At 44.8% G+C, this 24,525-nt stretch carries 15 protein-coding genes; 11 read left to right on the top strand and 4 right to left on the bottom strand.

The window, feature by feature from the left end:
• Window positions 1-154 precede the first annotated feature (154 nt).
• From AC0J2F_RS09485 to tsaB, 7 genes are all read left to right on the top strand, one after another.
• Entirely contained in the window at window positions 155-862 is a 708-nt protein-coding gene (locus AC0J2F_RS09485) for an ABC transporter ATP-binding protein (protein ID WP_473007439.1), read from the top strand.
• On the top strand, window positions 855-2,099 hold the full coding sequence (locus AC0J2F_RS09490; protein ID WP_473007440.1) for an ABC transporter permease: 1,245 nt from the start codon (window positions 855-857) through the stop codon (window positions 2,097-2,099). Before AC0J2F_RS09485 ends, AC0J2F_RS09490 begins: the two co-directional genes overlap by 8 nt.
• 1 nt (window position 2,100) lies before the next feature.
• Entirely contained in the window at window positions 2,101-3,360 is a 1,260-nt protein-coding gene (locus AC0J2F_RS09495; protein ID WP_473007441.1) for an ABC transporter permease, read from the top strand.
• Between the two features lie 30 nt (window positions 3,361-3,390).
• Window positions 3,391-4,551, top strand: a complete 1,161-nt coding sequence (locus AC0J2F_RS09500; RefSeq protein WP_473007442.1) for an efflux RND transporter periplasmic adaptor subunit — start codon at window positions 3,391-3,393, stop codon at window positions 4,549-4,551.
• Window positions 4,552-4,613: 62 nt separating this feature from the next.
• Window positions 4,614-6,056, top strand: a complete 1,443-nt coding sequence (locus AC0J2F_RS09505; protein ID WP_473007443.1) for a TolC family protein — start codon at window positions 4,614-4,616, stop codon at window positions 6,054-6,056.
• Window positions 6,057-6,059: 3 nt separating this feature from the next.
• Window positions 6,060-7,343 (top strand): efflux RND transporter periplasmic adaptor subunit, encoded by a 1,284-nt coding sequence (locus AC0J2F_RS09510; protein WP_473007444.1) that lies wholly within the window; start codon window positions 6,060-6,062, stop codon window positions 7,341-7,343.
• 4 nt (window positions 7,344-7,347) lie between these two features.
• Window positions 7,348-8,007 (top strand): tRNA (adenosine(37)-N6)-threonylcarbamoyltransferase complex dimerization subunit type 1 TsaB, encoded by a 660-nt coding sequence (gene tsaB / locus AC0J2F_RS09515; RefSeq protein ID WP_473007445.1) that lies wholly within the window; start codon window positions 7,348-7,350, stop codon window positions 8,005-8,007.
• Here tsaB and AC0J2F_RS09520 read toward each other — a convergent pair.
• The 3 genes from AC0J2F_RS09520 to AC0J2F_RS09530 all read right to left on the bottom strand — a co-directional run bounded on the left by AC0J2F_RS09520 (window position 8,004) and on the right by AC0J2F_RS09530 (window position 11,398).
• Complete coding sequence (locus tag AC0J2F_RS09520) at window positions 8,004-10,118, bottom strand: thioredoxin domain-containing protein (protein ID WP_473007446.1); 2,115 nt, start codon at window positions 10,116-10,118, stop codon at window positions 8,004-8,006. The two genes, tsaB and AC0J2F_RS09520, sit on opposite strands and share 4 nt — an antisense overlap.
• Before the next feature lie 64 nt (window positions 10,119-10,182).
• Window positions 10,183-10,383 (bottom strand): dodecin family protein, encoded by a 201-nt coding sequence (locus tag AC0J2F_RS09525; protein ID WP_473007447.1) that lies wholly within the window; start codon window positions 10,381-10,383, stop codon window positions 10,183-10,185.
• 109 nt (window positions 10,384-10,492) lie between these two features.
• On the bottom strand, window positions 10,493-11,398 hold the full coding sequence (locus tag AC0J2F_RS09530; RefSeq protein WP_473007448.1) for a NifU family protein: 906 nt from the start codon (window positions 11,396-11,398) through the stop codon (window positions 10,493-10,495).
• A 341-nt stretch (window positions 11,399-11,739) separates the two neighbouring features.
• Here AC0J2F_RS09530 and AC0J2F_RS09535 point away from each other — a divergent pair, with 341 nt between their 5' ends.
• Both AC0J2F_RS09535 and AC0J2F_RS09540 read left to right on the top strand, forming a co-directional pair.
• Window positions 11,740-19,134: a choice-of-anchor L domain-containing protein gene (locus AC0J2F_RS09535; RefSeq protein WP_473007449.1), complete on the top strand. Its 7,395-nt coding sequence runs from the start codon at window positions 11,740-11,742 to the stop codon at window positions 19,132-19,134.
• A gap of 4 nt (window positions 19,135-19,138) precedes the next feature.
• Window positions 19,139-20,137 (top strand): PorP/SprF family type IX secretion system membrane protein, encoded by a 999-nt coding sequence (locus AC0J2F_RS09540; RefSeq protein WP_473007450.1) that lies wholly within the window; start codon window positions 19,139-19,141, stop codon window positions 20,135-20,137.
• Window positions 20,138-20,183: 46 nt separating this feature from the next.
• Here the strand turns inward: AC0J2F_RS09540 and AC0J2F_RS09545 are convergent, their stop codons facing one another.
• Window positions 20,184-21,350 (bottom strand): vWA domain-containing protein, encoded by a 1,167-nt coding sequence (locus AC0J2F_RS09545; RefSeq protein ID WP_473007451.1) that lies wholly within the window; start codon window positions 21,348-21,350, stop codon window positions 20,184-20,186.
• 197 nt (window positions 21,351-21,547) lie between these two features.
• On the opposite strand from AC0J2F_RS09545, the gene AC0J2F_RS09550 reads away from it, so the two are divergent.
• Window positions 21,548-23,797, top strand: a complete 2,250-nt coding sequence (locus AC0J2F_RS09550; protein WP_473007452.1) for a histidine kinase — start codon at window positions 21,548-21,550, stop codon at window positions 23,795-23,797.
• Entirely contained in the window at window positions 23,794-24,525 is a 732-nt protein-coding gene (locus AC0J2F_RS09555) for a LytR/AlgR family response regulator transcription factor (protein ID WP_473007453.1), read from the top strand. Before AC0J2F_RS09550 ends, AC0J2F_RS09555 begins: the two co-directional genes overlap by 4 nt.

The raw sequence follows: 24,525 nt of genomic DNA on the forward strand, positions 1-24,525 counted from the left end.
ATCGAAGTAGGAGAAAAGTGCAGGAGAGCAAAAATTAACAAGACCTTAATATTCTCCCCTGTAACAAAAGTCTTATTTAGCGGTCTATTTACCAAGACCGTCAAGTAACCAACAACAAGGCGGCTTCATTAAAAACACCTTAAGGTGCAATGATATGATAGCCATCAAAGATCTACATAAGTCCTATCACATGGGCAGCAATTCCTTGCATGTACTCAAGGGAATCAATTTCGAAGCGAAAGAAGGGGAGATGATAGCCATTATGGGCTCCTCCGGATCTGGAAAATCTACATTCCTGAATATTTTGGGTATGCTCGATGAGGCAGATCAAGGTTCTTACGATCTCGACAATGTGCCCATCAAGAACTTGAATGAGAAGGTAGCTGCGCGTTATCGCAATGAATTTTTAGGATTCATCTTCCAGAGTTTTAACCTTATCACATATAAAAGCGCCTTAGACAATGTCTCTATGCCCTTGTATTATCAGGGTGTGAAGCGTTCCGTACGCACGGAAAAAGCCATGCACTATCTGGAAAAGGTTGGGCTGGCCGATTGGGCTACGCACCTACCTAGCGAACTCAGTGGAGGGCAAAAGCAGCGTGTGGCCATTGCCAGAGCGCTAGCCAGCGATCCTAAAGTACTATTAGCGGATGAGCCTACAGGAGCTTTAGATACCAAGACTTCTTACGAGGTAATGGAACTTATCCAGGCCATTAATGACGAAGGCAAGACCATACTTGTGGTTACTCACGAAGAGGACATTGCACATATGTGTAAGCGAATCGTTCATCTTAAGGACGGGAAGATAGTAGACGATCAACGCGTAGAACAGGTGCGCGCCAAATCTCCGGCTCATGTTTAATCTAGAGCGCTGGGAAGAAATATTCGAAACCATTCGCAAGAACAAATTGCGAACTTTCCTTACGGGGCTATCTGTAGCCTCTGGGATTTTTATTTTGGTTATTCTGTTGGGATTCAATTCTGGGATCTCCAACGGTGTTCGTGAAGCTTTTGAAGAAGATGCCACCAATCGTATCTCTATTTGGACAGGAGTGACAAGCAAGGAGTATAAAGGTTTAAATCCTGGTCGCTATGTACAGTTGCGGAACGAAGATTACCAAACACTCAATCAGAAATACGAAGATCAGATAGAATACCGCACTTCGTTGTATTCCTTATGGGGAGGTCAGGTGACCTATGGCAAGGAGTCGGGTAACTACCGTATTGAAGGTTCCGATCCTGATCAGCAGTTCATTGAGAATGAAAGTATGGTCTCCGGTCGCTTTATCAACAAGAGTGACCTAGACGAAGTTGCCAAAGTAGCCGTCATTGGAAACCAGATTCAAATGGATCTTTTTAAAGGGGAAGAAGCCGTTGGGAAACAAATAAAGATCTTTGGGATCAACTTTTTAGTGGTTGGAGTTTTTACCGATCCGGGAGGCGCTCGTGAAGAGAACCGAGTGTTTATTCCTATTACCACGGCCCAAGGGGTGTTTAATGCAGGAGATCGAATACGCTCTATTGCCTACACCGTGAAAATGTCCGAGAACTTTGACGAAGCCGTCGCCTTATCGACCGCAATGGCAGAAGGTTTGGAGTCTGATTTAAAGACCAAACACAGCGTGGCCCCGGACGATCGTAGCGCTGTTCGTGTTTTCAACACTTTAGAAGAAGCAAAAAAGATCTACGGTCTTATCGATACCATTAGAGCTGTGTTCTGGTTTATCGGAATTGGAACCATAATTGCTGGAGTTGTAGGGGTGAGTAATATCATGCTCATTGTGGTAAAAGAACGTACTAAAGAGATCGGAATCCGTAAGGCGATAGGGGCTTTGCCAAGCTCTATCATTGGAATGATCATGCAAGAGGCGATCTTTATCACTGCAATTGCAGGTTTTATCGGCTTGTTTGCTGGCGTAGGCCTTTTGGAGGCTGTCGCTCCTTATGCGGAGACCGATTTTATCAAGTCCCCGCAGGTGGATTTCAACACCTCTATCACTACAGTTTTTGTGCTTATCGCCGCTGGAGCCCTGGCCGGTTTTATTCCTGCCAGACGCGCTGCCAATATTAAACCAATAGAAGCCCTAAGAGACGAATAAGATGTTTAACAGAGATCGTTGGAGCGAAATATTAGAGGCTTTAAATGCCAACCGATTCCGAACCTTTTTAACGGCTTTCGGTGTATTCTGGGGGATCTTTATCTTGGTCTTGCTCTTGGCTTTGACCAACGGACTTAAGAACGGAGTCCAGGCAGACTTTGGGAACTTTGCCACAAACTCGATCTTCATGTGGTCTCAAGGAACCTCTATGCCTTACAAAGGTTTGCCCAAAGGGCGATATTTCAATTTTAAGCTGAGCGATGTTCAGGCCTTAAAAGAACAGATCCCAGAACTCAAATACGTATCTCCAAGAAACCAATTAGGTGGTTTCAGAGGGTCCAACAATGTTACCCGCAACGAAAAAACAGGAGCTTTTGATGTCTATGGAGACTATCCGGAGTTCATCAATCAGCAGCCTTTAGACATTATGGAAGGACGCTTTTTGAGCTATTCAGACATAGAAGACAAACGCAAGATAGCAGTCATTGGTCAAGATGTGATAAGAACCTTATACGACAAAGGAGAAGAGGTTATTGGCAGTTATATCAAGATAAGCGGAATCAACTTTTTGGTAGTGGGAACCTTTAAGAATGCCAACTCACAAGGCGACAACGAGCAAGAAGCCAATACCATCTATATTCCTTTTACCACTTTTTCGCAGGCTTTCAATAGAGCTGATAATGTAGGTTGGATGGCCATTACGGCACATGACGATGTAAGCATTACCTCTGTGAAGCCTCGTATAATGACTTTAATGCGAGAACTGCGTACAGTACACCCAGATGACAAACGTGCTATTGGCCATTTTGATCTGGCCGAGGAGTTTGCAAAGGTCACCGGTTTGTTCAATATCCTAACAGTAGTTGGATACTTTGTGGGAGCTTTGGTCTTGCTTTCTGGCGTTATCGGGATCAGTAATATCATGCTTATCGTTGTAAAAGAGCGTACCAAGGAAATAGGGGTACGTCGTGCACTTGGTGCTTCGCCTTGGAACATTCGTTCGCAAGTACTGCAAGAGTCGCTAGTGCTTACTATAATTTCTGGGATGGTGGGAATTTCATTTGCCTCTGGTATCATCTGGATCATGAATACCGTGCTGGATAATGTGGGTCCTGTAGAAAATTTTGCCAACCCTAGTGTTGGGATAGGCGTTATAATAATCGCATTGAGTATACTGATCATCTCCGGACTTTTGGCTGGATTGATCCCAGCAACTCGTGCCACACAAATGAAACCAGTAGATGCCTTGCGCATTGAATAACCGTAATACCAAGACATTAATTCAAAAATCATGAAACGAAAAGGAACCATCATTGTACTCGGACTGATATTGGTCGGATTTATATTCGGAATCCGCTATATCTATTTGAAGGATAAAGAAGATCCTGTTGTTTATAAGACCGAGCAAGCCACAACGGCCAGTATCGTTAAAAAAACAGTAGCTACTGGGAGCATAGTACCTAAGGAGGAGGTCCTTATTAAGCCGAATATCTCTGGTATTATAGATGAGATCTTTGTAGAGGCGGGCGATTTTGTAAAAGCAGGAGACCTCATCGCAAAGGTCAAAGTTGTACCTAATGTCTCTGCTTTAAACAGTGCGCAAAACAGTATTCGTTCGGCTCAGACCCAACTCGATGCAGCCCGATTGGCCTTTGAGAATCAAAAGAACATTTATCAGCGTCAAAAGAACCTATTCGACAAGGGAGTGATCTCTGCCAATGAGTTTGACAATGCGCAAATTACCTACAACCAAGCAGAACAGCGTTACCGCGCAGAACAGGTGAACGTAAATGCGGCTCGTCAGAATTTTGACATCATCAAGACCGGGACAACTGCCGGTTTGGGAGCCGCGGCCAATACCGAGATCCGTGCTACGGTATCGGGCATGGTACTTGACGTTCCTGTAAAAACAGGAAACCAAGTGATCGAGGCCAACAACTTTAATGACGGAACTACTATTGCCACTTTGGCCGATGTAGAGCAGATGATCTTTGAAGGTAAGGTAGACGAAAGCGAAGTTGGAAAGATCAAAGAGAATCTTCCCTTAGAGATCACTGTAGGTGCTATTGAAAACGCAACATTTGACGCCGTACTAGATTATATCGCTCCTAAAGGGGTAGCAGAGAACGGAGCCATTCAGTTTGAGATCAAAGGAACTTTGGCCAAGATCGATTCTACCTTTATTAGAGCAGGTCTAAGTGCAAATGCATCGATCATATTGGCGCGTGCAGACAGCGTAATGGCTGTAAAAGAAGCCTTGGTGCAATACGATCCTAAAACGCAAGAACCTTTTGTGGAAGTAGAGATCGGCGATCAAGAATTTGAGCGCAGAGATCTGGAGCTGGGCGTGAGCGACGGCATTCAGGTAGAGGTTAAATCCGGAATCACTAAAGAAGATAAAATTAAAGTTTGGAATCAACTCAAACCGGTGGCGCAGTTTGGCGGCCGCTAATTTAGTTACCTTTGTGTAACACATTTGACTATCCATAGACTTATTCAATACACACACTTATTATGAAGCAGCTTGTTGTCCTGTTCCTGTCGCTTTTTGTTAGCACACTGGCCTTTGGTCAGAAAAAATGGACCCTAAAAGAATGTGTAACTTATGCTTTGGAAAACAACATTTCCGTTAAGCAAAGTGAGCTCGATATAGAGAATGCTGAGATTGATAAGATCGACGCTTTTGGGAATTATTTGCCAACCTTAAACGGTAACGCATCTAACTTCTGGAACACGGGTCTTTCTCAAAATATTACTACCGGTATCTTAGAGACGCAGACTTCTCGTAACTTCTCCTTAGGAGTCAATGCGGGGGTTCGTGTATTCGCCGGTTTGCAAAACCTGCGTGTAATGCAGCGTGCCAAGATCGCAAAACTAGCTGCAGATTACGGCCTTTCTAGAATGAAGGACGATATCTCCTTGCTTGTTGCGAACAGTTATTTGCAAATCCTGCTCAACAAAGCCAATGTGAATGCGCTAAAAGCGCAGAATTTGGTTACGCAGCAATCCATAGCGCAGACTCAGGAATTGGTAGACGGAGGAATTTTACCTAAAGGAGATTTGCTCGAGATCCAAGCGACCAATGCTGGTGAATTGCAAAATATCGTAGTTGCAGAGAACGCCGTAAGGATTTCTTTGATCAGTTTGGCACAATTGCTTCTAATTGACGATTACGCTAGCTTTGATATCGAAGACGAAGGCTATGACCTAGTAGACGAAGGCATCATTGAAAAGACTGCTTCGGAGATATTTCAAGCCGCTACAGAGAATCGCAGTGAAGTCAAGATCGCAGAATCTAATGTAGACTTAGCCCAAAAAGATCTACAGATCGCAAGAAGTAGCTATTATCCAACGATCAATGCCTTCTTTAACTACAACACTCGTGAGTCAGATCTTTCGCGTTTTACCCAAACGGTAGATCCCAATGACCCGACCCGTATACAAGAGATCGGTTTTGTGGACGAGACCGGACAGACCGTGTCTGCTGTAGTGCCGAACACGATACTACAGGAACTACCTCCGCGCTCCTTTATAGATCAGTTGTATCTAAATGACGGTATCTCTTATGGAGTACAAATGAATGTTCCTATCTTTAACGGCTTTTCTACGCGTAATAATGTAAAGCGCCGTTTGGTGAACTTAAAGCGTCAAGAGTTCCTTTTGGAGCAAGCTAAATTAGACCTGGAGTCTAATGTCTATCAAGCATATGTAGACGCAGAAGGATCTAAAAAGGCTTACGAAGCTGCAGTAGTAGCACTGGAGTCTCAAGAGTTAGCATATCAGTATGCTAAAGACAGATACGATGTAGGAATTACAAATGCGTTCGACTTCAGTCAATCTAAATTGCGTTACGACAACGCCTTGATAGAAGTGAACCGTTCTAAATACGATTATATTTTTAGGCTAAAGGTCCTTGAACTTTATTTTGGGGTCCCCGCAACAGAGTTAAAATTCTAAACCATGAGTAAAAAGACACTAATCATCATAGTTGCACTGGTAGTCGTAGGGCTTATTGCCTTAGTGATGCTGCGTAAATCTGGAACCATTGGCGGTGACGGAGATTACCGCAAAGTGGAACTGACAAAAATTGAGCCGATCGACATTATAGAGACGGTTGCCGCTACTGGGAAAATTCAACCAGAGGTGGAAGTAATGATCTCTTCTGAAGTCTCTGGTGAGATCATTGAACTCTTGGTAAAAGAAGGCCAACAGGTCAAAAAGGGTGATTTGCTTTTGCGAATCAATCCAGACCTTATTCAGGCGGCCTTGAATCAATCGCAAGCGAGTTTGCAGAGTGTTCGCGCTAACCTATCACAAGCGGAGGCGAGTTTAAAGAATGCTGAGTTGAACTACAACAGAAACAAATCACTCTTTGAAAAAGGGGTGATCTCTAAGCAAGACTGGGACCGTTCTGTGCAAGAATACGAAGTAGCGCAAGCCAACAAGCAATCGGCATATTACAATGTGCAAAGTGCTGCCGCTTCTGTAAAGCAGAGTCGTGATAACTTAGGTAGAACAACCATTTACGCTCCTATGGATGGAACCATCTCTAAACTAGATGCTGAACTTGGAGAGCGCGTAGTGGGAACTGCGCAAATGGCAGGTACGGAGATCTTGCGCGTTGCCGACCTTTCCAATATGGAAGTTGAGGTAGACGTAAATGAGAACGATATTGTAAAAGTATCTCTTGGAGATTCAACTATAGTAGAGGTAGATGCTTATCTGAAACGCGAATTCAAAGGAATTGTTACAGAAATAGCTAACTCCGCAGAAAGCACACTTACCGCAGATCAGGTGACTAACTTTAAAGTAAAAGTGCGCATTCTAGATAGTTCTTATCAGGATCTTTTAGAAGGCAAACCAGAATTCTATTCGCCTTTCCGCCCTGGAATGACTGCAACGGTAGACATTATTACCAACAAGCGAGAAAAAGCAATAGGTGTGCCTATCAGTGCCATTGTAGTTAAAACCGATACGACTTGTACTAAAGGTCCTGCTGTGCGCAGAACTGAATCCGGAGATCAGGAAAAGTTTGAGACCGTGTTCGTGCAAGCTGGAGAAGAAGCAAAATTACGCGTAGTCGAGACTGGCATCCAAGACGATTCCAATATTGAGATCATCTCTGGTCTTCAAGAAGGAGACGTTGTGGTCACTGGGCCGTACAATACCGTTACCAAATTGCTTAAATGCGGTGACGCAATAAAAGAAGAATCAGAAGCACCAGCGGAAGAAATAGAAGAATAGTATTATGGCAGTAATCCTGGCATTAGAGACAGCCACCACGAATTGTTCGGTGGCTGTTGTCAATTCAAGCGGAGCCGTTCAAGTCAAAGAAGACTACGGGTCTAAGTATTCTCACGGAGAAAAACTACATGTCTATATAGACGAGATCTTAAAAGATGCAGGTCTAACCCAAAATGATCTCCAGGCCGTAGCCGTAAGTGCTGGGCCTGGCTCATATACGGGGCTTAGAATTGGTGTTTCGGCAGCCAAAGGCCTGTGCTTTGCTTTAGATATTCCCCTTATAACTATCGGCACCTTAGACAGCTTAGTGCGCCAGTTGGATGCAGATGAGGGCCATTTGGTGGCCATGTTAGATGCACGTCGTATGGAAGCTTACACGGCTGTTTACGATAATAGCTATCAGAATCTGGTTCCTGTGCAACCACAAATTTTAGACCAGCAAAGTTTTACTGAGATCTTGGAAGCTGGACCTGTTACTTTTATTGGCACAGCCAATGAGAAGTTCTCAGCTATTTGCTCGCATAAGAACGCTAATTTTATAAACGACAGGCTGCCCTCAGCAAAAGAACTTATAGATTTGGCACAGGCCAAATTCGAAGCTGGAGATTTTGCCGATCTGGCTTATTTTGAGCCCGATTATCTAAAGGCTTTTCAACCGGGTTAATAACCCATTAGCGGTAGGGCTTCTGCTGCAGTTCTCACAGGGAGTTTACAAGTATTGTTTACACAGACGTAAACAAAAGTCTCTCCTTCTATAAATCGATTTTTAAGCAGCGGAGCATCGCTCTCGGTTGTGCTGGCTGCAATCATTTTATTAGGGATGTATGTTTTGTTGATCTCGGCCAAAACTTCTTCAGCCTGCGGTCCAACTACGACCAATTCGTAAAACTCATTTTGAAAGTTACGTCCCAGCTGCATCCAATTGCTAAAACTAGTCGGATAAGCAGCTACTTCTGGTAGTACATTGTGCAACATGGTTTGGGCATCTTTGATCCAATCTGGTTGGTCAAAATAATGACCTAACTTCAATAAATTATGCGCCATAATAGAATTAGAAGCTGGTATCACATTGTCTCGGTACTCAATGCTTCGGCTTACCAATTGTGCGTCTTGGTCTGAGGTGAAATAGAAGAGGCGAGAATCCGTATAGCCAAAATGTTCTTGAGCGTACTCTAAGAGCGATTTGGCCAAATTCAACCACTGCTCATCAAAGGTGGTCTCGTACATGGCAATAAAACCGTCTATGACACTGGCATAATCTTCCAGGTAGCCATTAATGGTACTTTTTCCATCCTTAAAGCTGTGCCATAAACCGCCATCGGTCTTGAGTTGTTTGTCCTTTATAAAGTTCGCGTTTTTTGTTGCTGCCTCTAGAAACTTCGGTTCGTTAAACACGCGATAGGCATCTAAATAACCTTTCAGCATAAGTCCGTTCCAAGAGGTAAGACTCTTGTCGTCTAAACCTGGGTGCGGGCGTGTATTTCTATAATCGAGCAGGGTTTTTTTCCAGACTGATTTTAATGCGTCTAAGGTGTTTTGATCTAGCTGATGGGCTGCCGTAAATTCTGTATCAGCTTGCTGTCTTATCAGTACATAGGCATCTTCCTCTTCCCATTTACCGTAATTGTTTATGCTGTAATATTCTTTGAATAATGCTGGCTTCTCAGTGATCAGAGAGTCGATCTCTGCTTCGGTATAGATATAGTAAGCACCTTCTTCCAGTTCCCCATTAGGGCCTTTGCTATCGGCATCCAAAGAAGAATAAAAGGCTCCAGACTCGTGTGTCATCTCATCGGCCACATATTGCAAAGTTTCGTAGACCACTTCCTTGTAAAGCGGGTTTGGGTCTACCAAATAAGCATCGCTGTATAAGCTAACCAGTTGGCCATTATCGTACAACATCTTTTCAAAGTGCGGAATGTGCCAGCGCATGTCGGTAGAATATCTGGCAAAACCACCACCGACATGGTCATAAACACCACCGAATGCCATTTTTTTAAGTGTCAGCTGCACAAAATCCAACAATTCCTTGTCCTTAGATTCTACTGCATAACGCAATAAGAAGTGATAATTGTTAGGCATCATGAATTTAGGAGCTTGAGCTATACCTCCGTCCTTATCGTCAAAGCGATTGCTCCAGGCAGCCACTATACTGTCGGTTTTCAGGGCAGAAAAATCAACCTCATTGCGATTTATTTCTACCAGATCTAAAGATTTTATCCCAGCTTCTAAGCGAGCCGCATAGTCTACCAAACGTTCTGGACTGTCTTCGTATAAGGTCTGTATTTGTGATAGTGCTCGTTTCCACTCGTCCTTTGGAACATAGGTCTCTGCCCATACAGGACGTCCGTCAGGAAGCGCAATAACATTAAGAGGCCAACCTCCGCGACCTTTCATAAGCTGAATGGCATTCATATAGATCTGATCTACGTCTGGACGTTCCTCACGGTCTACCTTTATATTTATGAAATTCGCATTCATCACCGCTGCAACGGCGGTATCTTCAAAAGACTCGCGCTCCATAACATGACACCAATGACAAGCGGCATAACCTACGCTGATCAACATTAGTTTGTTCTCGCGTTTAGCTTTGGCCAAAGTAGAGTCGTTCCAAGCGTACCAATCCACTGGGTTGTGTGCGTGTTGTAACAAATACGGACTGGTTTCATTGACAAGAGTGTTGGTATAGGCGAAATCTTCCACAGTATTAGGATTTGAATTGCATGCTAGCAAGATCAGTGCAGCGAGGATAGAGAAGAGATAGGATTTGAACATGGGTAGAATTAAAATGCGCCAAAACCCGAGGATTTTGGCGCATAAATTTAGCGAATTTCAAAGTCTATTTGACCTCGAAAGTGATTTTAACATTAACTCGGAACTCAGTAACCTCATCTTTGTCTACAATTGCACTTTGCTCTTGCACGTATACCGATCGAATGTTCATCACACTTTTATCCGCTTGTTTTACAGCGTTCTTGGTTGCATCTTCCCAACTGGTGTTGGAATTAGATAGTACCTCGATAACTTTTAAAACTGCCATAACTTTTTTGTTTAGTGATTACAGCCTAAAAGTAGTTCTACCCCAAACCAACCAAGCAGTCTAGAACGTAAATTTTTTACGAGATGTATTTGGTCGAAAAAAGAGGTTTTTAACCGTTAATGGCTTCCACGTAAGATACCTTGCCTTGGAGCATTTCTCGCAACATGGTCTCGATACCATTCTTTAAGGTCACGGTGCTGGAAGGACAACCGCTGCAGGCTCCTTGCAGAATGACCTTAACGGTTTTGGTGTTGGCGTCATAAGAATCAAAAGCGATGTTTCCGCCATCTCCTGCTACTGCGGGCTTCACATACTCATCCAAGATCTCCACGATCTCTTTAGAGATGCCTTCCAGTTCTTGTGGTTTTACGGGAACGATCTTTTCTTCTGTCTCGCGCTCCTCGGTCAAGATCGCATCGTCTAAAATGGTCTTGCCTTGGGCAACATACTGGGTTATGAAGTCACGCAATTCTTGTGTTACTTCTTGCCACTCGATTCCTTCGAGTTTCATAATGGAAATATAATTCCCGCTCATAAAGACCTCTTTCACAAAGGGGAAACGAAACAAGCGCAAAGCCAAAGGTGCATTCTTTGCCGATTCCAAGGTCTTGAATTCGTAAGTGTCGTTAACCAAGGTCTTGTTGGCTACGAACTTCATTACCGAAGGGTTTGGAGTTACCTCGGCATAGACCGAAACAGGTACATTCTTTGGAGCTTCTGCTTTAGTGATCACGGGTTTTTCAGAATCTAGATAGGCGGCGATCTGCTCTGCTACTTGGTCCTGAACATCGGCCCACTCCACAATGTTGTAGCGTTCAATGGCCACAAAGTTCTGAGAAACATAAACGGTCTTTACAAAAGGCAAGAAAAACAACTCTTTAGCCAAAGGACTACGTCCGGCCTGATCTATATTCGCAAATTCAAAACTTTCCGACTGTGTCAAAAAGGTATCTGTAACAAATTTGACAATAGTGGGTTGCGAAGTTGGCTCTATTGTAACGCGACGAGTTTCCATCAGAAATTGTTTTTTTGCAAAATTACGAAATGCCACACTTCTAATTCAATTTTTAGTCTTAATTCGATGCCGATTTCATGCAGATTTTACCTATCGGTTTACAGTTAAAATCGAAACGTGGAATTTTAAGGAAATACTTGAATGTTAAATAATTCGGGTTTTTTGTGTTTAAACTGTTATATACGTAACGGTTAAGCAAAAGTGGGTTTAAGAATGTTCAGCTTTTTTTCCCGTTTTAGCGGCTGATTTTATTGCGATTGTCAATATATCTCAGTTACTTGCAAGGCTCCTATACCCTCAGGGTCAAGGCCTGCCGTTATAACTAACAACCGACCAACGCGATGAAAAAGCTCTTATTTCCCCTCTTTTTCCTCCTGGCTACGCTATATGGTTTTTCGCAAACCATTGTGATGCAGGATGGTACTTTCAACACCTGCACAGGAACATTTGTCGATTCCGGTGGAACAGCTGCTCCGTACGGTAACAGTGAAGATTTTACCATAACACTCTGTCCGGACACTGCCGGGATGGCAATCACCTTGGATTTTAGTGTCTTTGCTACAGAGACAGGAGGCGATGTAATGACCATTTACGACGGCCCAGACACGACCAGTACAGTTATAGGGTCCTTTAGTGGCCCAACTTCCCCAGGCACAGTGTATACCAGCCCCGCCACTACAACGGGTTGTTTAACGATACGATTTCAGTCTAATGCAGTGGTCTTTGGAGCCGGTTGGGAAGCTGCCATTAGCTGTATTTTGCCTTCGGATATTCCTTTATCTCCATTTATCAACGTAGACACCACCACCTATACGGTTCAAGAGCTGGTAGAAGATATTTTGATCGACAGCCCTTGTGCCGAGAGTTCCAACTATACCTCAAGTACGGGGATCGATTTTGGAGATGTGAATGGGATTGGTTATTTCAACGCAGAGGGGAGTGGTTTCCCATTTGCAGAAGGAGTGATATTGACTACGGGGTCTGCGGAGGAGGCAGAAGGCCCTAACGATGAGATTCTAGGAGCTGGTGGCTGGCCTGGAGATGCTGATTTAGCTGCTATTTTAGGTATCCCACTCGCAGAACTTAACAATGCTTCTTACATCCAATTTGACTTTGTGCCTTCCATACCGGAGATCGCTTTTGATTTTATTTTTGCTTCGGAGGAGTACAATCAAGGTTTCGAATGTAGTTTTTCGGATTCCTTTGCCTTTATCTTAACCAATACGGCGACCGGTGTGGTAGAGAATCTGGCAGTTTTGCCAGGTACGACCATCCCTATTCAGGTAACCAACATTAGACCGGATGTTCCTGGCGCATGTGCCGCGGTCAATGAAATCTATTTTGATACATATAACTTTTTGCCTTTTGCAGACGAGACCACGGCTCCAATTGATTTTAATGGGCAAACCACGGTACTTACCGCAATGGGAATGGTAACTCCCGGAGATCCCTACAACATCAAACTCGTTATTGCAGACAACCAAGACGACCTTTACGATGCAGCTGTATTTATAGAAGCAGGTAGTTTTGATATCGATATTAATTTAGGAGATGATATTTTGATCTCGGACGGATCTGCACCTTGCGAGGGCGAGACCATAGCCTTGAGTTCTGGTGGAGGTTCTCCAGGAGCAACTTATCAGTGGTATATCTTTAACGATGCCACTGGAATGTTCGATGCTATTCCTGGTGCAACTTTACCAACCATAGTGATTGACACTCCAGGGCTTTATCGTTTGGAAGCCATTTTTGCTTCTGGCTGTAATGTTTCTGATGAGGTCTTGGTAGAATTTTTCCCTGCGCCTGTGCCGGGTATTCCAGACCCTCTTACTATATGTGATGACGACAACGACGGTTTTGCCGCTTTTACCTTAACCGATGCCGATGCGCAGATCATTGATGGTGCCACTGGTGTTAGTGTACGTTACTATTTGAATACTGCAGATGCCGAAGCTGGAGGGGCAGGGGCAGCCTTGGCAAGCCCTTATACTAACATTTCTAACCCGCAAACGGTTTATGCCCGATTGGAAAATGATATTACACGTTGTTTCAATATAGTCGAGCTTGAACTCATAGTTTACGATACTCCTGTTTTGACAGATCCGATTCCCAACTTTGTGGTCTGTGATGACGATACCGACGGTTTTTTTGTCTTCGATCTCACTTCTTGGGATACTCAAGTCACTGCAGATCCTACTGATCTTACCATCAATTATTACGAGACATTAGCAGATGCAGACGCGGCTACTTCGCCAATTACGCCAGCAGATGCTTACACCAATGTTAGCAATCCGCAGACCATATACGTCCGATTGGAGAACACAGACGGTTGCTCCATAGTTGGGCAATTCGATCTGATAATCAATCCGTTACCTGTTTACACGCCACCAGTCAATTATGAGCTTTGTGACTATGACGACGTCCTGGATGATTCCACCGAATTCGATCTCAGTACAGTGACTACGGCCATGACGGCAGACGATCCTTTACTCAACGTAAGTTATTACTTAACCTTGGCCGATGCAGAAGCCGGTGCTCCGGCCTTGCCATTGTTATATACCAATATAAGTAACCCTCAGACCATCTGGACGCGTATAGAAGTGGCAGCCACAGGCTGTTTTGTGATCGAGTCTTTTGATCTGGTTGTCTTAGACACGCCATTTGCGAATCCACCGGTCTCGCTTAAGGAATGTGATACAGACACAGATGGGATCGATGAGTTTGATCTTACTCAGGCCGATGCTGATATCATTGGTGGACAAACTGGGGTCTTTGTAAACTACTATTTCACCTTGGCAGAAGCGGAAGCAGGAGATCCAGCCACAGCGCTACCAAGTCCGTATACTAACGTTACTAGTCCTCAAACCGTCTATGCCAGAATTGAAAATGCAGTTACGGGCTGTTATGATGTTACCGAATTGGAACTTATCGTGATTCTCGCCACACCGCTTCCAACCTATCAGCTGTGTGATGATGATGTAGCAGATGGTTTCACTGTTTTTGATCTCACCCTTTGGGATTTTGAGATCGCTGCGGATCCGACAGGACTAGACATCACTTATCACGAGACTGCTGCAGATGCCTCTGCAGGAACCCCTGTAATCACTCCTGCAGATGCATATACGAACACCTCAAATCCACAGACCATCTATGTGCGTGTGGTTAACTCAGACGGTTGTGTGACCATAGGTCTCTTTGATCTGGAAGTACTACCACTCCCTATTTTTACACCGCCCACACCTTTGGGAATTTGTGACGATGCTGTCCTAGACGGTTTTGCTCCCTTTGACCTCACGGTAAAGGATCCAGAGATCACTGGGGGAGATCCTACGCTAAGTGTGACTTATTATTTAACAGAGGCTGATGCCGATGCAGCAACAGGAGCATTGGTTTCTCCTTTTACCAATACTTCGAACCCACAGATCATCTATGCGAGAATTGACGATAGTACTACCGGTTGTCACGATACAACACCGATGGAACTTATTGTTTACGCTCCACCAACTGCCTTCCCCCCAACACCATTAGAGCGTTGTGATAATGATGCGGACGATGTAGCTCTGTTTGACCTAACTCTGGCCGATGCAGACATTATTGGTGGACAACCTGATGTCTTTGTGAACTACTATTTAACCTTAGCAGAGGCTGAGGTTGGAGATCCGGCTACTGCCTTAGTTTCTCCATATGCGAACGTTTCTAATCCGCAGATCGTTTTTGCGCGTATTGAGAATTCGATCACCGGATGCTTCTCTACTACGGAGTTGGAACTAATAGTGCTTCCTGCTACAGATATTGGAACTTTTGACCGTATTGAGCTTTGCGATGATCCAATAGCCGACGGTTCTACCACCTTTGATCTTACTATATACGACACCGTAGTGGTTCCTGACCCGACAGGGCTTACCATTACTTATCACACTACTCCTGGAGATGCTGCAGTAGGAGCTGCGCCAATTACACCGGCAGACGCTTATAACAATGTCACCAACCCACAGACCATTTATGTGCGTACAGAAGATTCTGAAGAATGTGTGCAGTTGGGACAGTTCGATCTTTTTGTAATTGCCAGACCACTCTTTACAGTGCCTACGCCTTATGCGCTTTGTGAAGATGATGTGATCGATGGCTTTACAGAGTTCGATCTTACCGTAAATAACTTAGAGATCATTGATGGGAATCCGTTCTATTCTGTGCAGTATTATTTCAGTGATGCTGATGCGGAGGCAGGGGTGGATCCACTACCGCCTATTTATACTAATGTGGTGAACCCACAGATTATCTACGTTCGTGTAGACGATTCTTCCACGGGTTGCTACGGAGTGCAACCTTTGGAGTTGATCGTAGTGAATCCTGATGCTGCGATGACACCAGAACCACTAACATATTGCGACCCTGACAATGACGGTTTCGGTGAATTCAACCTAGAGGATGCAACCTTAGAAATTACAGGTGGCGACCCAACACTTACGGTGACCTATCACGAAACAGAGGCGAACGCAGAAAGCGGATTGCTTCCACTTTCAAGTCCTTACAACAATATCGTATTTGGAACCCAGACCATCTATGCCCGAGTGGAGACTCCTTTGGTAGAAGATTGTTTTGTTGTGGTAGAACTCCAACTAATAGTTCTAGACACGCCTCAGATCTTAGACCCGGAGCCTTTATTGGCTTGTGATGACAATGACGATGGGATAGTGGTGTTTGATTTAACGGTTAAAGACCCAGAGATCTTGGACGGTTTGGACCCTGCGGACTATACGGTAGAATACTATGAGGATGCGGCCTTCACGTCGCTGATCGCTCCTGCTACGGCCTATACGAACTTGACCAATCCACAGACGGTCTTTGTATTGGTTACCGACAACACGAACCTGTGTACTTCCACAACCACTCTGGAGCTGATAGTAAACTTTCCACCGGAGGTTTTCCCACCGGCGCCTTTGGAGCTTTGTGATGTAAATAATCCGGGCGACGAGGTCGAGGAGTTTGACTTGGAGTTGGCTACTCCAGAGATCACAGGAGGGGACACTTCATTGATAGTGACCTACCACGAGACTGCTGCAGATGCAGACACGGGAGACAACCCACTTACGAGTCCTTATACCAACACGAGCAATCCACAGACGATCTACGTACGGGTAGAGGATCCAGACACGGGCTGTTTTGTAAGCGATGTGGTTACCTTAGACTTACGTGTAAACCCACAACCGAGTCCAACGCCAGATCCTACTCCAATAGAGATCTGTGATGAGGACAACGACGGTTTTGTAGACAATTTTATACTCACCGATAGAGATGTAGAGATCATTAACGGGGAGCCGGATGTAGTGGTGAGCTACCACGAGACCTTGGCAGACGCCCAGGCCGATCTGTTCCCACTAGTATCGCCTTATGCGAACATAGTGGCCTACAGCCAGATCGTCTACGCCAGAGTGGAGAACACCCTGACGGGCTGCTTTACCATTGTAGAGTTGGAGCTTATTGTATTGAACTCCCCGGAGCTACCTTTAGAGATCGAAGACTATGTGATCTGTGACGACGACGATGACGGCATAGCGGTGTTTGATCTAACCACCAAAGATCCGGAGATCTACGGCAGCCAAGACCCAGCGACGCTAGATCTTACTTATCACCTAAGCGAGGCAGACGCCTTGGCCGGAGTGATGCCAATAGTAACGCCATCGGCCTTTGTGAACACGACCAACCCGCAGACGATCTGGGTACGCTTATTTGACCCAGTGACGGGCTGCGCGAGTGTGGGCAGCTTTGAGCTGATTGTGAGCTTGCCACCGCTTATTGCAGCGCCAGGCGATCTGGATGCTCTGGAGCGTTGTGACGACGAGACGGCAGACGGTTTTGCGAGCTTTGATCTGACTCAGGCAGAAGACGACATTACCCTAGGTGCCCCAGGCTTACTGGTACAGTACTACACCACAGAGATGGACGCTCAAGACGATACCAACGCCATTGATCCGGCTACGGACTACACCAACACGGTGAACCCACAGACGATCTGGGTAAGAGTAACGGACGGGGACACGGGCTGTGTGTCGTTCACGACCTTAACGATTAGAGTATTGCCTAACCCATCACCGAACACGGATCCAGATCCGATAGAGGTGTGTGACGAGGTTACGGTAGGCGATGGGATAGAGGTTATAGACCTAACCCAAAGAGAGGCAGAGATCATAGGTGGAGAGCCAGGCGTATCGGCGAGTTATTATGAAACTGAGGCCGATGCACAGACGGGCGATCCACTCTTGGCCATAGCCGATCCGACGGCCTACAGCAATATAGAGACACCACAGATCATCTGGGTACGCATTACCAACGATACTACAGGCTGCTTTACCTTGGTAGCCCTGCCGATTATAGTACACCCACTACCGGAGGCTCCGGAAGTGAGTGATTATATCATCTGTGAGGTAGCTACCGACGGAGTAGCGACCTTTGATCTAAACACGAAGATCCCAGAGATTCTAGGTGGACAAGATCCTACAGACTTGGAGGTTACCTTCCACGAGGTGGAGGCCGATGCCGATGCAGGCATCAACGCCATTGCCACGCCAGAGGCCTTTGTGAATGTGACCAACCCACAGCCGATCTATGTGCGCATCACCAATACGGTAACGGGCTGTTACTCGGCCACACAGAGCTTTAACATCGAGGTTAGAGAAGGTGCCACGGCCACGCCGCCGGCAGCAGTGTATCGCATCTGTGATAATGTAGGCGACGGCACGGACGGCATCGGGGAGTTTACCCTCTCTACCCAAGATGCAGAGATACTGGGCGGACAAGATCCAGTGATCTATGTGGTTAGCTACCACGCTAGTGATGCAGACGCCACTACGGGCGACAATGCACTACCGGACAGCTATATCAACACAGAGAACCCACAGGTGATCTGGGCCCGAGTGACCAATACGGACACGGGCTGTTTTGCGATCACTACACTCACCCTAGAGGTATCACCACTACCGGTGATCACCTTGGAGGATAGTTATAGATTGTGTGTGGATGAGTTTGGCAATCCGATCCAGAACGAATCGGGCGAAGCCTCTCCACCGGTAATCAACACAGGTTTGAGTGATCTGGACTACACCTTTGAGTGGTTCTTAAACGGCAATCCATTGCCAGAGACCACTTCGAGCATTGTGGCCAGAGCAGGAGGAACTTATACGGTTATTGCAACGGAGACCACCAGTGGTCTAGGATGTAGTGCCGAGGCCTCGACTACGGTGACGGTATCCTCGCCACCGACCACATTCAGTGCCGAGGTGATCACTAGTGCCTTTGCAGACGATCATCAGATCCAAGCGGAGGCTTCAGGACTGGGTGTGTACTTCTTCCAGTTGGATGACGGACCACTGCAAGAGAGCGGACTGTTCACCAATGTGAGTCCGGGAGATCACATTGTGACCATAGTGGATCAGAACGGATGTGGAAGCGTGAGTATCCCGGTAGGAGTGATCGACTATCCGCTGTTTTTCACCCCGAACCAGGACGGCTTTCATGACACATGGAACATCATAGGAATCGCCAGTAACCCTAAGGCAAAAATTTATATATTTGACAGATTTGGAAAACTGCTCAAGCAGCTGAGTCCACTAGGTCCAGGCTGGGATGGAACCTACAACGGAAACCCGATGCCATCTAGCGACTACTGGTTCCAGGTGATCTATGAGGAAGACGAAGTTGAAAAAGAATTTAGAGGACACTTTACCTTAAAAAGATAATTGCATGAACTTGAAGAAATTATCCCCAATCATTGCCCTACTTGTATGCGGTATAATGAACGCACAGGAAGGAATTCCGGTGTACTCAGATTACCTATCGGACAATCTGTACCTACTGCATCCATCTATGGCGGGAGCTGCAAACAGCAATCAGATCAGGCTATCTGCTAGACAGCAGTGGTTTGACCAGAATGATGCACCGAATTTGCAGACCCTGGCCTTTAACGCCAGATTGGGAGATCAGTCGGGAATAGGAGCGATCTTATTCAATGACCAGAATGGATACCACGCCCAGACGGGTGGATATATCACCTATGCACACCATATTATGTTTTCAAGATCTCCAGTGGATCTGAATCAGCTTTCCTTTGGATTGAGTGCGGGCTTGGTACAATCAACCTTAGATGAAACAAATTTTGACCTAAATGACTTTGACCCTGTTATTGCAGGGATCATTCAAAGTTCGTCATACTTTAATGTGGATGTGGGAGCTTCTTATAACTTTTTGGATTTCTCTGCCCACTTTACGGTAAAGAATTTGATATTTAGAAATAGAGGATTGTTTTCTGAGGATTTCGAATCAGCAAATCAGAGACGTTATTTACTATCTGCAGCCTATACCTTTGCTACGCGTTATACTGGGTGGACCTTTGAACCATCTACCTTGTTTCAGCTTACTGAGCGTACAGGAGAAAAGTTTGTAGACCTTAACTTTAAAGCCTACAAAGAAGTAGACTTTGGTCGGGTTTGGGGAGCATTGTCTTATCGCAGAAGTTTTGACGGAGCTGAATTCTTAGACGGTGTAAATATTGGCGATCAGAAACTGCAATTGATCACGCCGGTTGTAGGTGTGAACTACGGTCAATGGTTATTTGCCTATACCTACTCTTATCAGATTGGAACGGTACGTTTTGATACCGGTGGATTCCATCAGCTCACTGTAGGCTTCGACTTCGGAAAACGCAGAGAAGAATACGATTGTAATTGTCCTGCGATCAACTAATAAAAAAAGCCCCGATGATTCGGGGCTTTTTATTTTTTAGGAACGCTTATCGTTCCCAGGTATAGTTTTTCTTTTCCGCTTGTTTCTTAATGGCTTCCAACATGGCATTACCTAAGCCATTGGTGCCTTCTTCCTTTTGCTTCTCTGCAATAAAGAGTCTGCGCTTTTCATTGAGTTTCTGGATCTCTTTCTGGATCTCGGCTCTCGCTGCGGCTTGTTTGTCTACATAAGCTTTTATTTCTGCTGCAGATTTCCCTTTTAATTCCTCTGGTAAGTATTCTTCTTCGAGTTCTTCCAGTTCAAAATCTTCATCGGCTTCTATAGCATCTACAAGATCCCAAGTAGTATTCTTATACATACCACTTCCTTTACTCACAGTTCTACTTACGGCATTGGCTTTTCCATAGGATTCTGCATTGCTATCCTGCACGGCTTGTTGTTCTGCTTTTGCATAGCCTATTCTTCCATAGCGTACATAGGTCTGATTGAGTTTAAGGTTCAATTGCAAGATCACATCGTCATAAGGAGAAGCAATGTGCACCGTGCGCTGGTTGTGGTCTATTGCCATATAGTCTCCATAAGTAAGATCGGCACCGTCCTTCCACTTGCTGTGTACACCTTGATTAAAATCTCCGCAGAAAATAGTGTTAACCACGACACCTTTTTCCTTGGCATCTTGTGCGGCATCTTTATAACTCACTCGACCTTGAGTAAAAGGCTCGTTTCCTGCAATAAAGACCATTTTTAGGTCGTCTGCATCTTTACCCCAATCTAATTGGTTTAAAGAGGTCTGTACTACCTGTCCACAATATTCGCTTCCGCCATTGGTGCTTAAAGAGAACAGTTCTTTAGAGACCTCGTCCAGATCTTGGGTAAAGTTCAATACCTGTCTTATATGTCCTTCTTGACTCGGCAGGCCATCGTTCCCGTATTCGTATAGTGCAATCTGTAAATTAGGTTGAACTGATTTACAGCGGGCATATGACAGTTCATTAACGATCTCCCAGAGCTGGGCTTTTGCTTGATCTATTAGGCCATCCATGGAATTGCTGGTATCCAATAAGAGCGCGACCTTAATGAAGTGTTTGTTAGGTTCTGTTTTTGGTAGCGGATTTGCTATTGCCAATTCGTTGTCTGTGGTGTTTACCTCTCCCTTGCATGATGGTAAGAGCATCACACTCAATAAACAGCTTGCTAATAAAATTCGTTTCATCTTGATATCATTTATTTTACTGTTGTAAAACTAACGGGGTGGGCAGAAAGGAAAAAGGCAGAATGAGGCAACTCGGCTATTCGATTAGGGAACTTCATGACAGTTTTAGGCAAGTGGTCAATTTTGGCCTAATATTAGCATTTATGGTCACTGAGCAGTTTTCTTTACTGCTTAAAAAAGCCTAAGTTTACATCAATATGTCTGCTAGATACACATATATATTACTTTTTCTAGTATTGCTTGGATTTAGTCCGATGAGCCTTGCTCAGGTCGATTCCAATAGCGATGGCAGAACGAGATTACAAGCACGGGAGACCTTTATTCTCAAAGGGAGCATCTTTGACGACGAATTGTTAGAGCCCATCAGCAATGCTAATATTGAAATATCAGGTGGTGCATATACAACTACCGATGCCGCAGGCGACTTTAGCATTCGCGCGCGTGTGGGCGATCAATTAATAGTAACCAGCGATGCCTTTGAAACGGTCTACTATGAGATTCAAGACGATCAAACCGTGCGCATCTTGGTTAAGAAAGCTCCAGCTGCAGAACGCAGTGCAGTAAGCAAGAAAAAGCTTTCTTCTCGCCAACAATATTATGTCAATGTGTTTCCTAAGTATATGGATTCGGCCCGCATGTTTCTCAAACAAGATGCTAAGAAGAGTATCGAGTTCGTGACACAGGCCTTAGAGTCTACAAGAGATCAACGCCCAACGCCAGCTCAAAACGGAATTGCTTTTGAGACCTTAGGCGATATAAACGACTATTGGCTGCAACACGATCTGGCTGTAGAGAATTACAAGAGCAGCTTGCGTAGCTTACCTAAAATAGCGGTAGAGATCAAACTCGCTAGAACGTACAGAAATAACAAGAATCATCAAGAGAGTCTGCAGACCTATCAGCAGCTTTTGGAAAAGAATTTGACCAATTACCAGACCGTAGAGGTCTATGAAGGTTTAGGAGATACCTATATCGCTATTGGCGATCTGGACAACGCAGTAGACAATTATCAGCGTGGCTTACAAGTGGCCAAAGACCACTTGATCACTCCTAAGATCACCAATTTGAATTCCAAGATCGGAGAGGCTTATGCGGCGGCAGGTTCACCAAACATCGCTAATGATTATTTTGAGAATTCCTTGGAATTAGCTGCGGATGAGAGTGAAGTGCGATCTGCCAAAGAACAGTCTAAGGTGGCAGATTTTTACAATGCCAACCGAGACTTTGACAAGGAGATCAAACTGCGCACAGAGACCTTGAGCATGTTGGATTCTTTAGACCTTACTGTCATTAAATCCGAAGACGATGCCGTAGAGGATCTCACTCCACAACGTCAGAATTACAAAATTGCCAATGCTTTGGTGGCACAAGATAATTATCAAGCTGCCATACCCTACCTAGAAAAGAGTATTTCACAGGCAGATGCCAGTGGCGATCTTGTAGTGCAGAAAGACGCGACGCGAAAACTTTCGGAGATATATCGCGATCTGGGGATGACCGAAAAATCTGCTAGCAGTTACGAAAACTACGTGGCAGTGGTAGACGAACTTTATCGCAGAAAAGAACAAGAGCTCTCTCAGGCGGCGCGTTTTAGCCGTGACATCGCCTTAAAGCAGAATCGGATCACCAGTTTGGAGAACGAACGTCAGCTCAACGAGTCCCGTTATAAATTGGCCTTTGAGAATCAGGAGTTGATAGAAAAGAATAACAAAGTGCAGAAGTGGATAATTGCTTCACTAGTAGCCTTGGCTCTGGTGCTTCTAGCCATGGCGTACTTTTTAAATAAAGGTATCCGTCAGCAAAAATACGCCAACAATCTTTTGGCCTTAAAGTCGCTGCGGACCCAAATGAATCCGCACTTTATTTTCAATGCGCTGAACTCGGTAAATAGTTTTATTGCCAACAATGACGAGCGGACAGCCAACAAATACCTTTCTGATTTTTCCAGACTGATGCGTTCTGTGTTAGAGAATAGCGAAGAAGACTTTATTCCGCTTTCTAAAGAGATCGATCTGCTGAGCATTTACACCAAACTGGAGCATTTCAGATTCCAGGATAAGTTTGACTACGAGATCATTTTAGACGAAAAGCTCAAGGTCGATGATTTTGTGATCCCTCCCATGCTCTTACAGCCATATATAGAGAATGCTGTCTGGCATGGCTTGCGATATAAAGAAACCAAGGGTAAACTAGAGATCCGCTTTGATCAAATAGATGCGGAAACCATTACAATTACCATTTCCGATAATGGAATTGGACGGCAAAGATCTAAGGCCTTAAAAACAGCCAATCAGAAGAAACAACAATCCAAGGGGATGGGGAACATTAAAAAACGCATCCAGATCCTGAATCAAATGTATAAAGACAAGGTGGACGTAACCGTTAGCGATCTGGAAACAGACGGCAGCGGAACCCGTGTGAGCCTTATTGTAAAGAAAGATAAATGACCCTAAAAGCCATCATAGTAGAAGACGAGGAAACCAGTAGAGAGATCCTTAGGAATTATCTGAAAAAGTATTGCCCAACGGTAGATTTGGTCGGAGAAGCGGCAGGGATAGACGAGGGATTGACCCTAATCAGAAATCACGAGCTAGATCTGGTCTTTCTCGATGTAGAAATGCCCTATGGCAACGCCTTTGACCTTTTAGATAAGGTGGGTGACAGAACCTTTGAAACAGTTTTTGTCACGGCCTATGATCATTATGCCATCGATGCCTTGAATGCTCATGCTTCCTATTATTTGTTAAAGCCGATTTCTATAGATGAACTTATCAAGGCGGTAGACTATGTTACCGAGATTAAACAGCAAGAGGAGCGCTTGCAAGATCAAGTCTTGGTGCCTTCTTCTAAACAGGTGCAGGGCAAGATCACTATCCCTTTGCAATCGGGTTTTGAGGTTTTAGCGGTAGATGATATCCTGTATTGTCAGGCCGATGACAATTATACCCAGATTTATTTAGAAAAGGGTAAAAAGCTGGTCAGTAAAACACTTAAGTATTTTGAAGATATTTTGGCCGAACAAGGCTTTGCACGTATCCACAAGTCCTATTTGGTCAATGTGAACGCCGTGGTAGCCTACAACAAAGGAAAGGGTGGTAGTGTAGTGCTGAGCAATGGCAAGGAACTATTGGTCTCCGCAGCAAAGAAGTCTGCGCTCTTGTCTTATTTTAAATAA

The sequence above is a fragment of the Gilvibacter sp. CC01 genome (assembly GCF_055755295.1).

Excerpts from the sequence above, each read along its gene's own strand:
- AC0J2F_RS09485 (WP_473007439.1), top strand. The coding sequence starts at position 155 with ATGATAGCCATCAAAGATCTACATAAGTCCTATCACATGGGCAGCAAT.
- AC0J2F_RS09490 (WP_473007440.1), top strand. The coding sequence starts at position 855 with ATGTTTAATCTAGAGCGCTGGGAAGAAATATTCGAAACCATTCGCAAG.
- AC0J2F_RS09495 (WP_473007441.1), top strand. The coding sequence starts at position 2,101 with ATGTTTAACAGAGATCGTTGGAGCGAAATATTAGAGGCTTTAAATGCC.
- AC0J2F_RS09500 (WP_473007442.1), top strand. The coding sequence starts at position 3,391 with ATGAAACGAAAAGGAACCATCATTGTACTCGGACTGATATTGGTCGGA.
- AC0J2F_RS09505 (WP_473007443.1), top strand. The coding sequence starts at position 4,614 with ATGAAGCAGCTTGTTGTCCTGTTCCTGTCGCTTTTTGTTAGCACACTG.
- AC0J2F_RS09510 (WP_473007444.1), top strand. The coding sequence starts at position 6,060 with ATGAGTAAAAAGACACTAATCATCATAGTTGCACTGGTAGTCGTAGGG.
- tsaB (WP_473007445.1), top strand. The coding sequence starts at position 7,348 with ATGGCAGTAATCCTGGCATTAGAGACAGCCACCACGAATTGTTCGGTG.
- AC0J2F_RS09520 (WP_473007446.1), bottom strand. The coding sequence starts at position 10,118 with ATGTTCAAATCCTATCTCTTCTCTATCCTCGCTGCACTGATCTTGCTA.
- AC0J2F_RS09525 (WP_473007447.1), bottom strand. The coding sequence starts at position 10,383 with ATGGCAGTTTTAAAAGTTATCGAGGTACTATCTAATTCCAACACCAGT.
- AC0J2F_RS09530 (WP_473007448.1), bottom strand. The coding sequence starts at position 11,398 with ATGGAAACTCGTCGCGTTACAATAGAGCCAACTTCGCAACCCACTATT.
- AC0J2F_RS09535 (WP_473007449.1), top strand. The coding sequence starts at position 11,740 with ATGAAAAAGCTCTTATTTCCCCTCTTTTTCCTCCTGGCTACGCTATAT.
- AC0J2F_RS09540 (WP_473007450.1), top strand. The coding sequence starts at position 19,139 with ATGAACTTGAAGAAATTATCCCCAATCATTGCCCTACTTGTATGCGGT.
- AC0J2F_RS09545 (WP_473007451.1), bottom strand. The coding sequence starts at position 21,350 with ATGAAACGAATTTTATTAGCAAGCTGTTTATTGAGTGTGATGCTCTTA.
- AC0J2F_RS09550 (WP_473007452.1), top strand. The coding sequence starts at position 21,548 with ATGTCTGCTAGATACACATATATATTACTTTTTCTAGTATTGCTTGGA.
- AC0J2F_RS09555 (WP_473007453.1), top strand. The coding sequence starts at position 23,794 with ATGACCCTAAAAGCCATCATAGTAGAAGACGAGGAAACCAGTAGAGAG.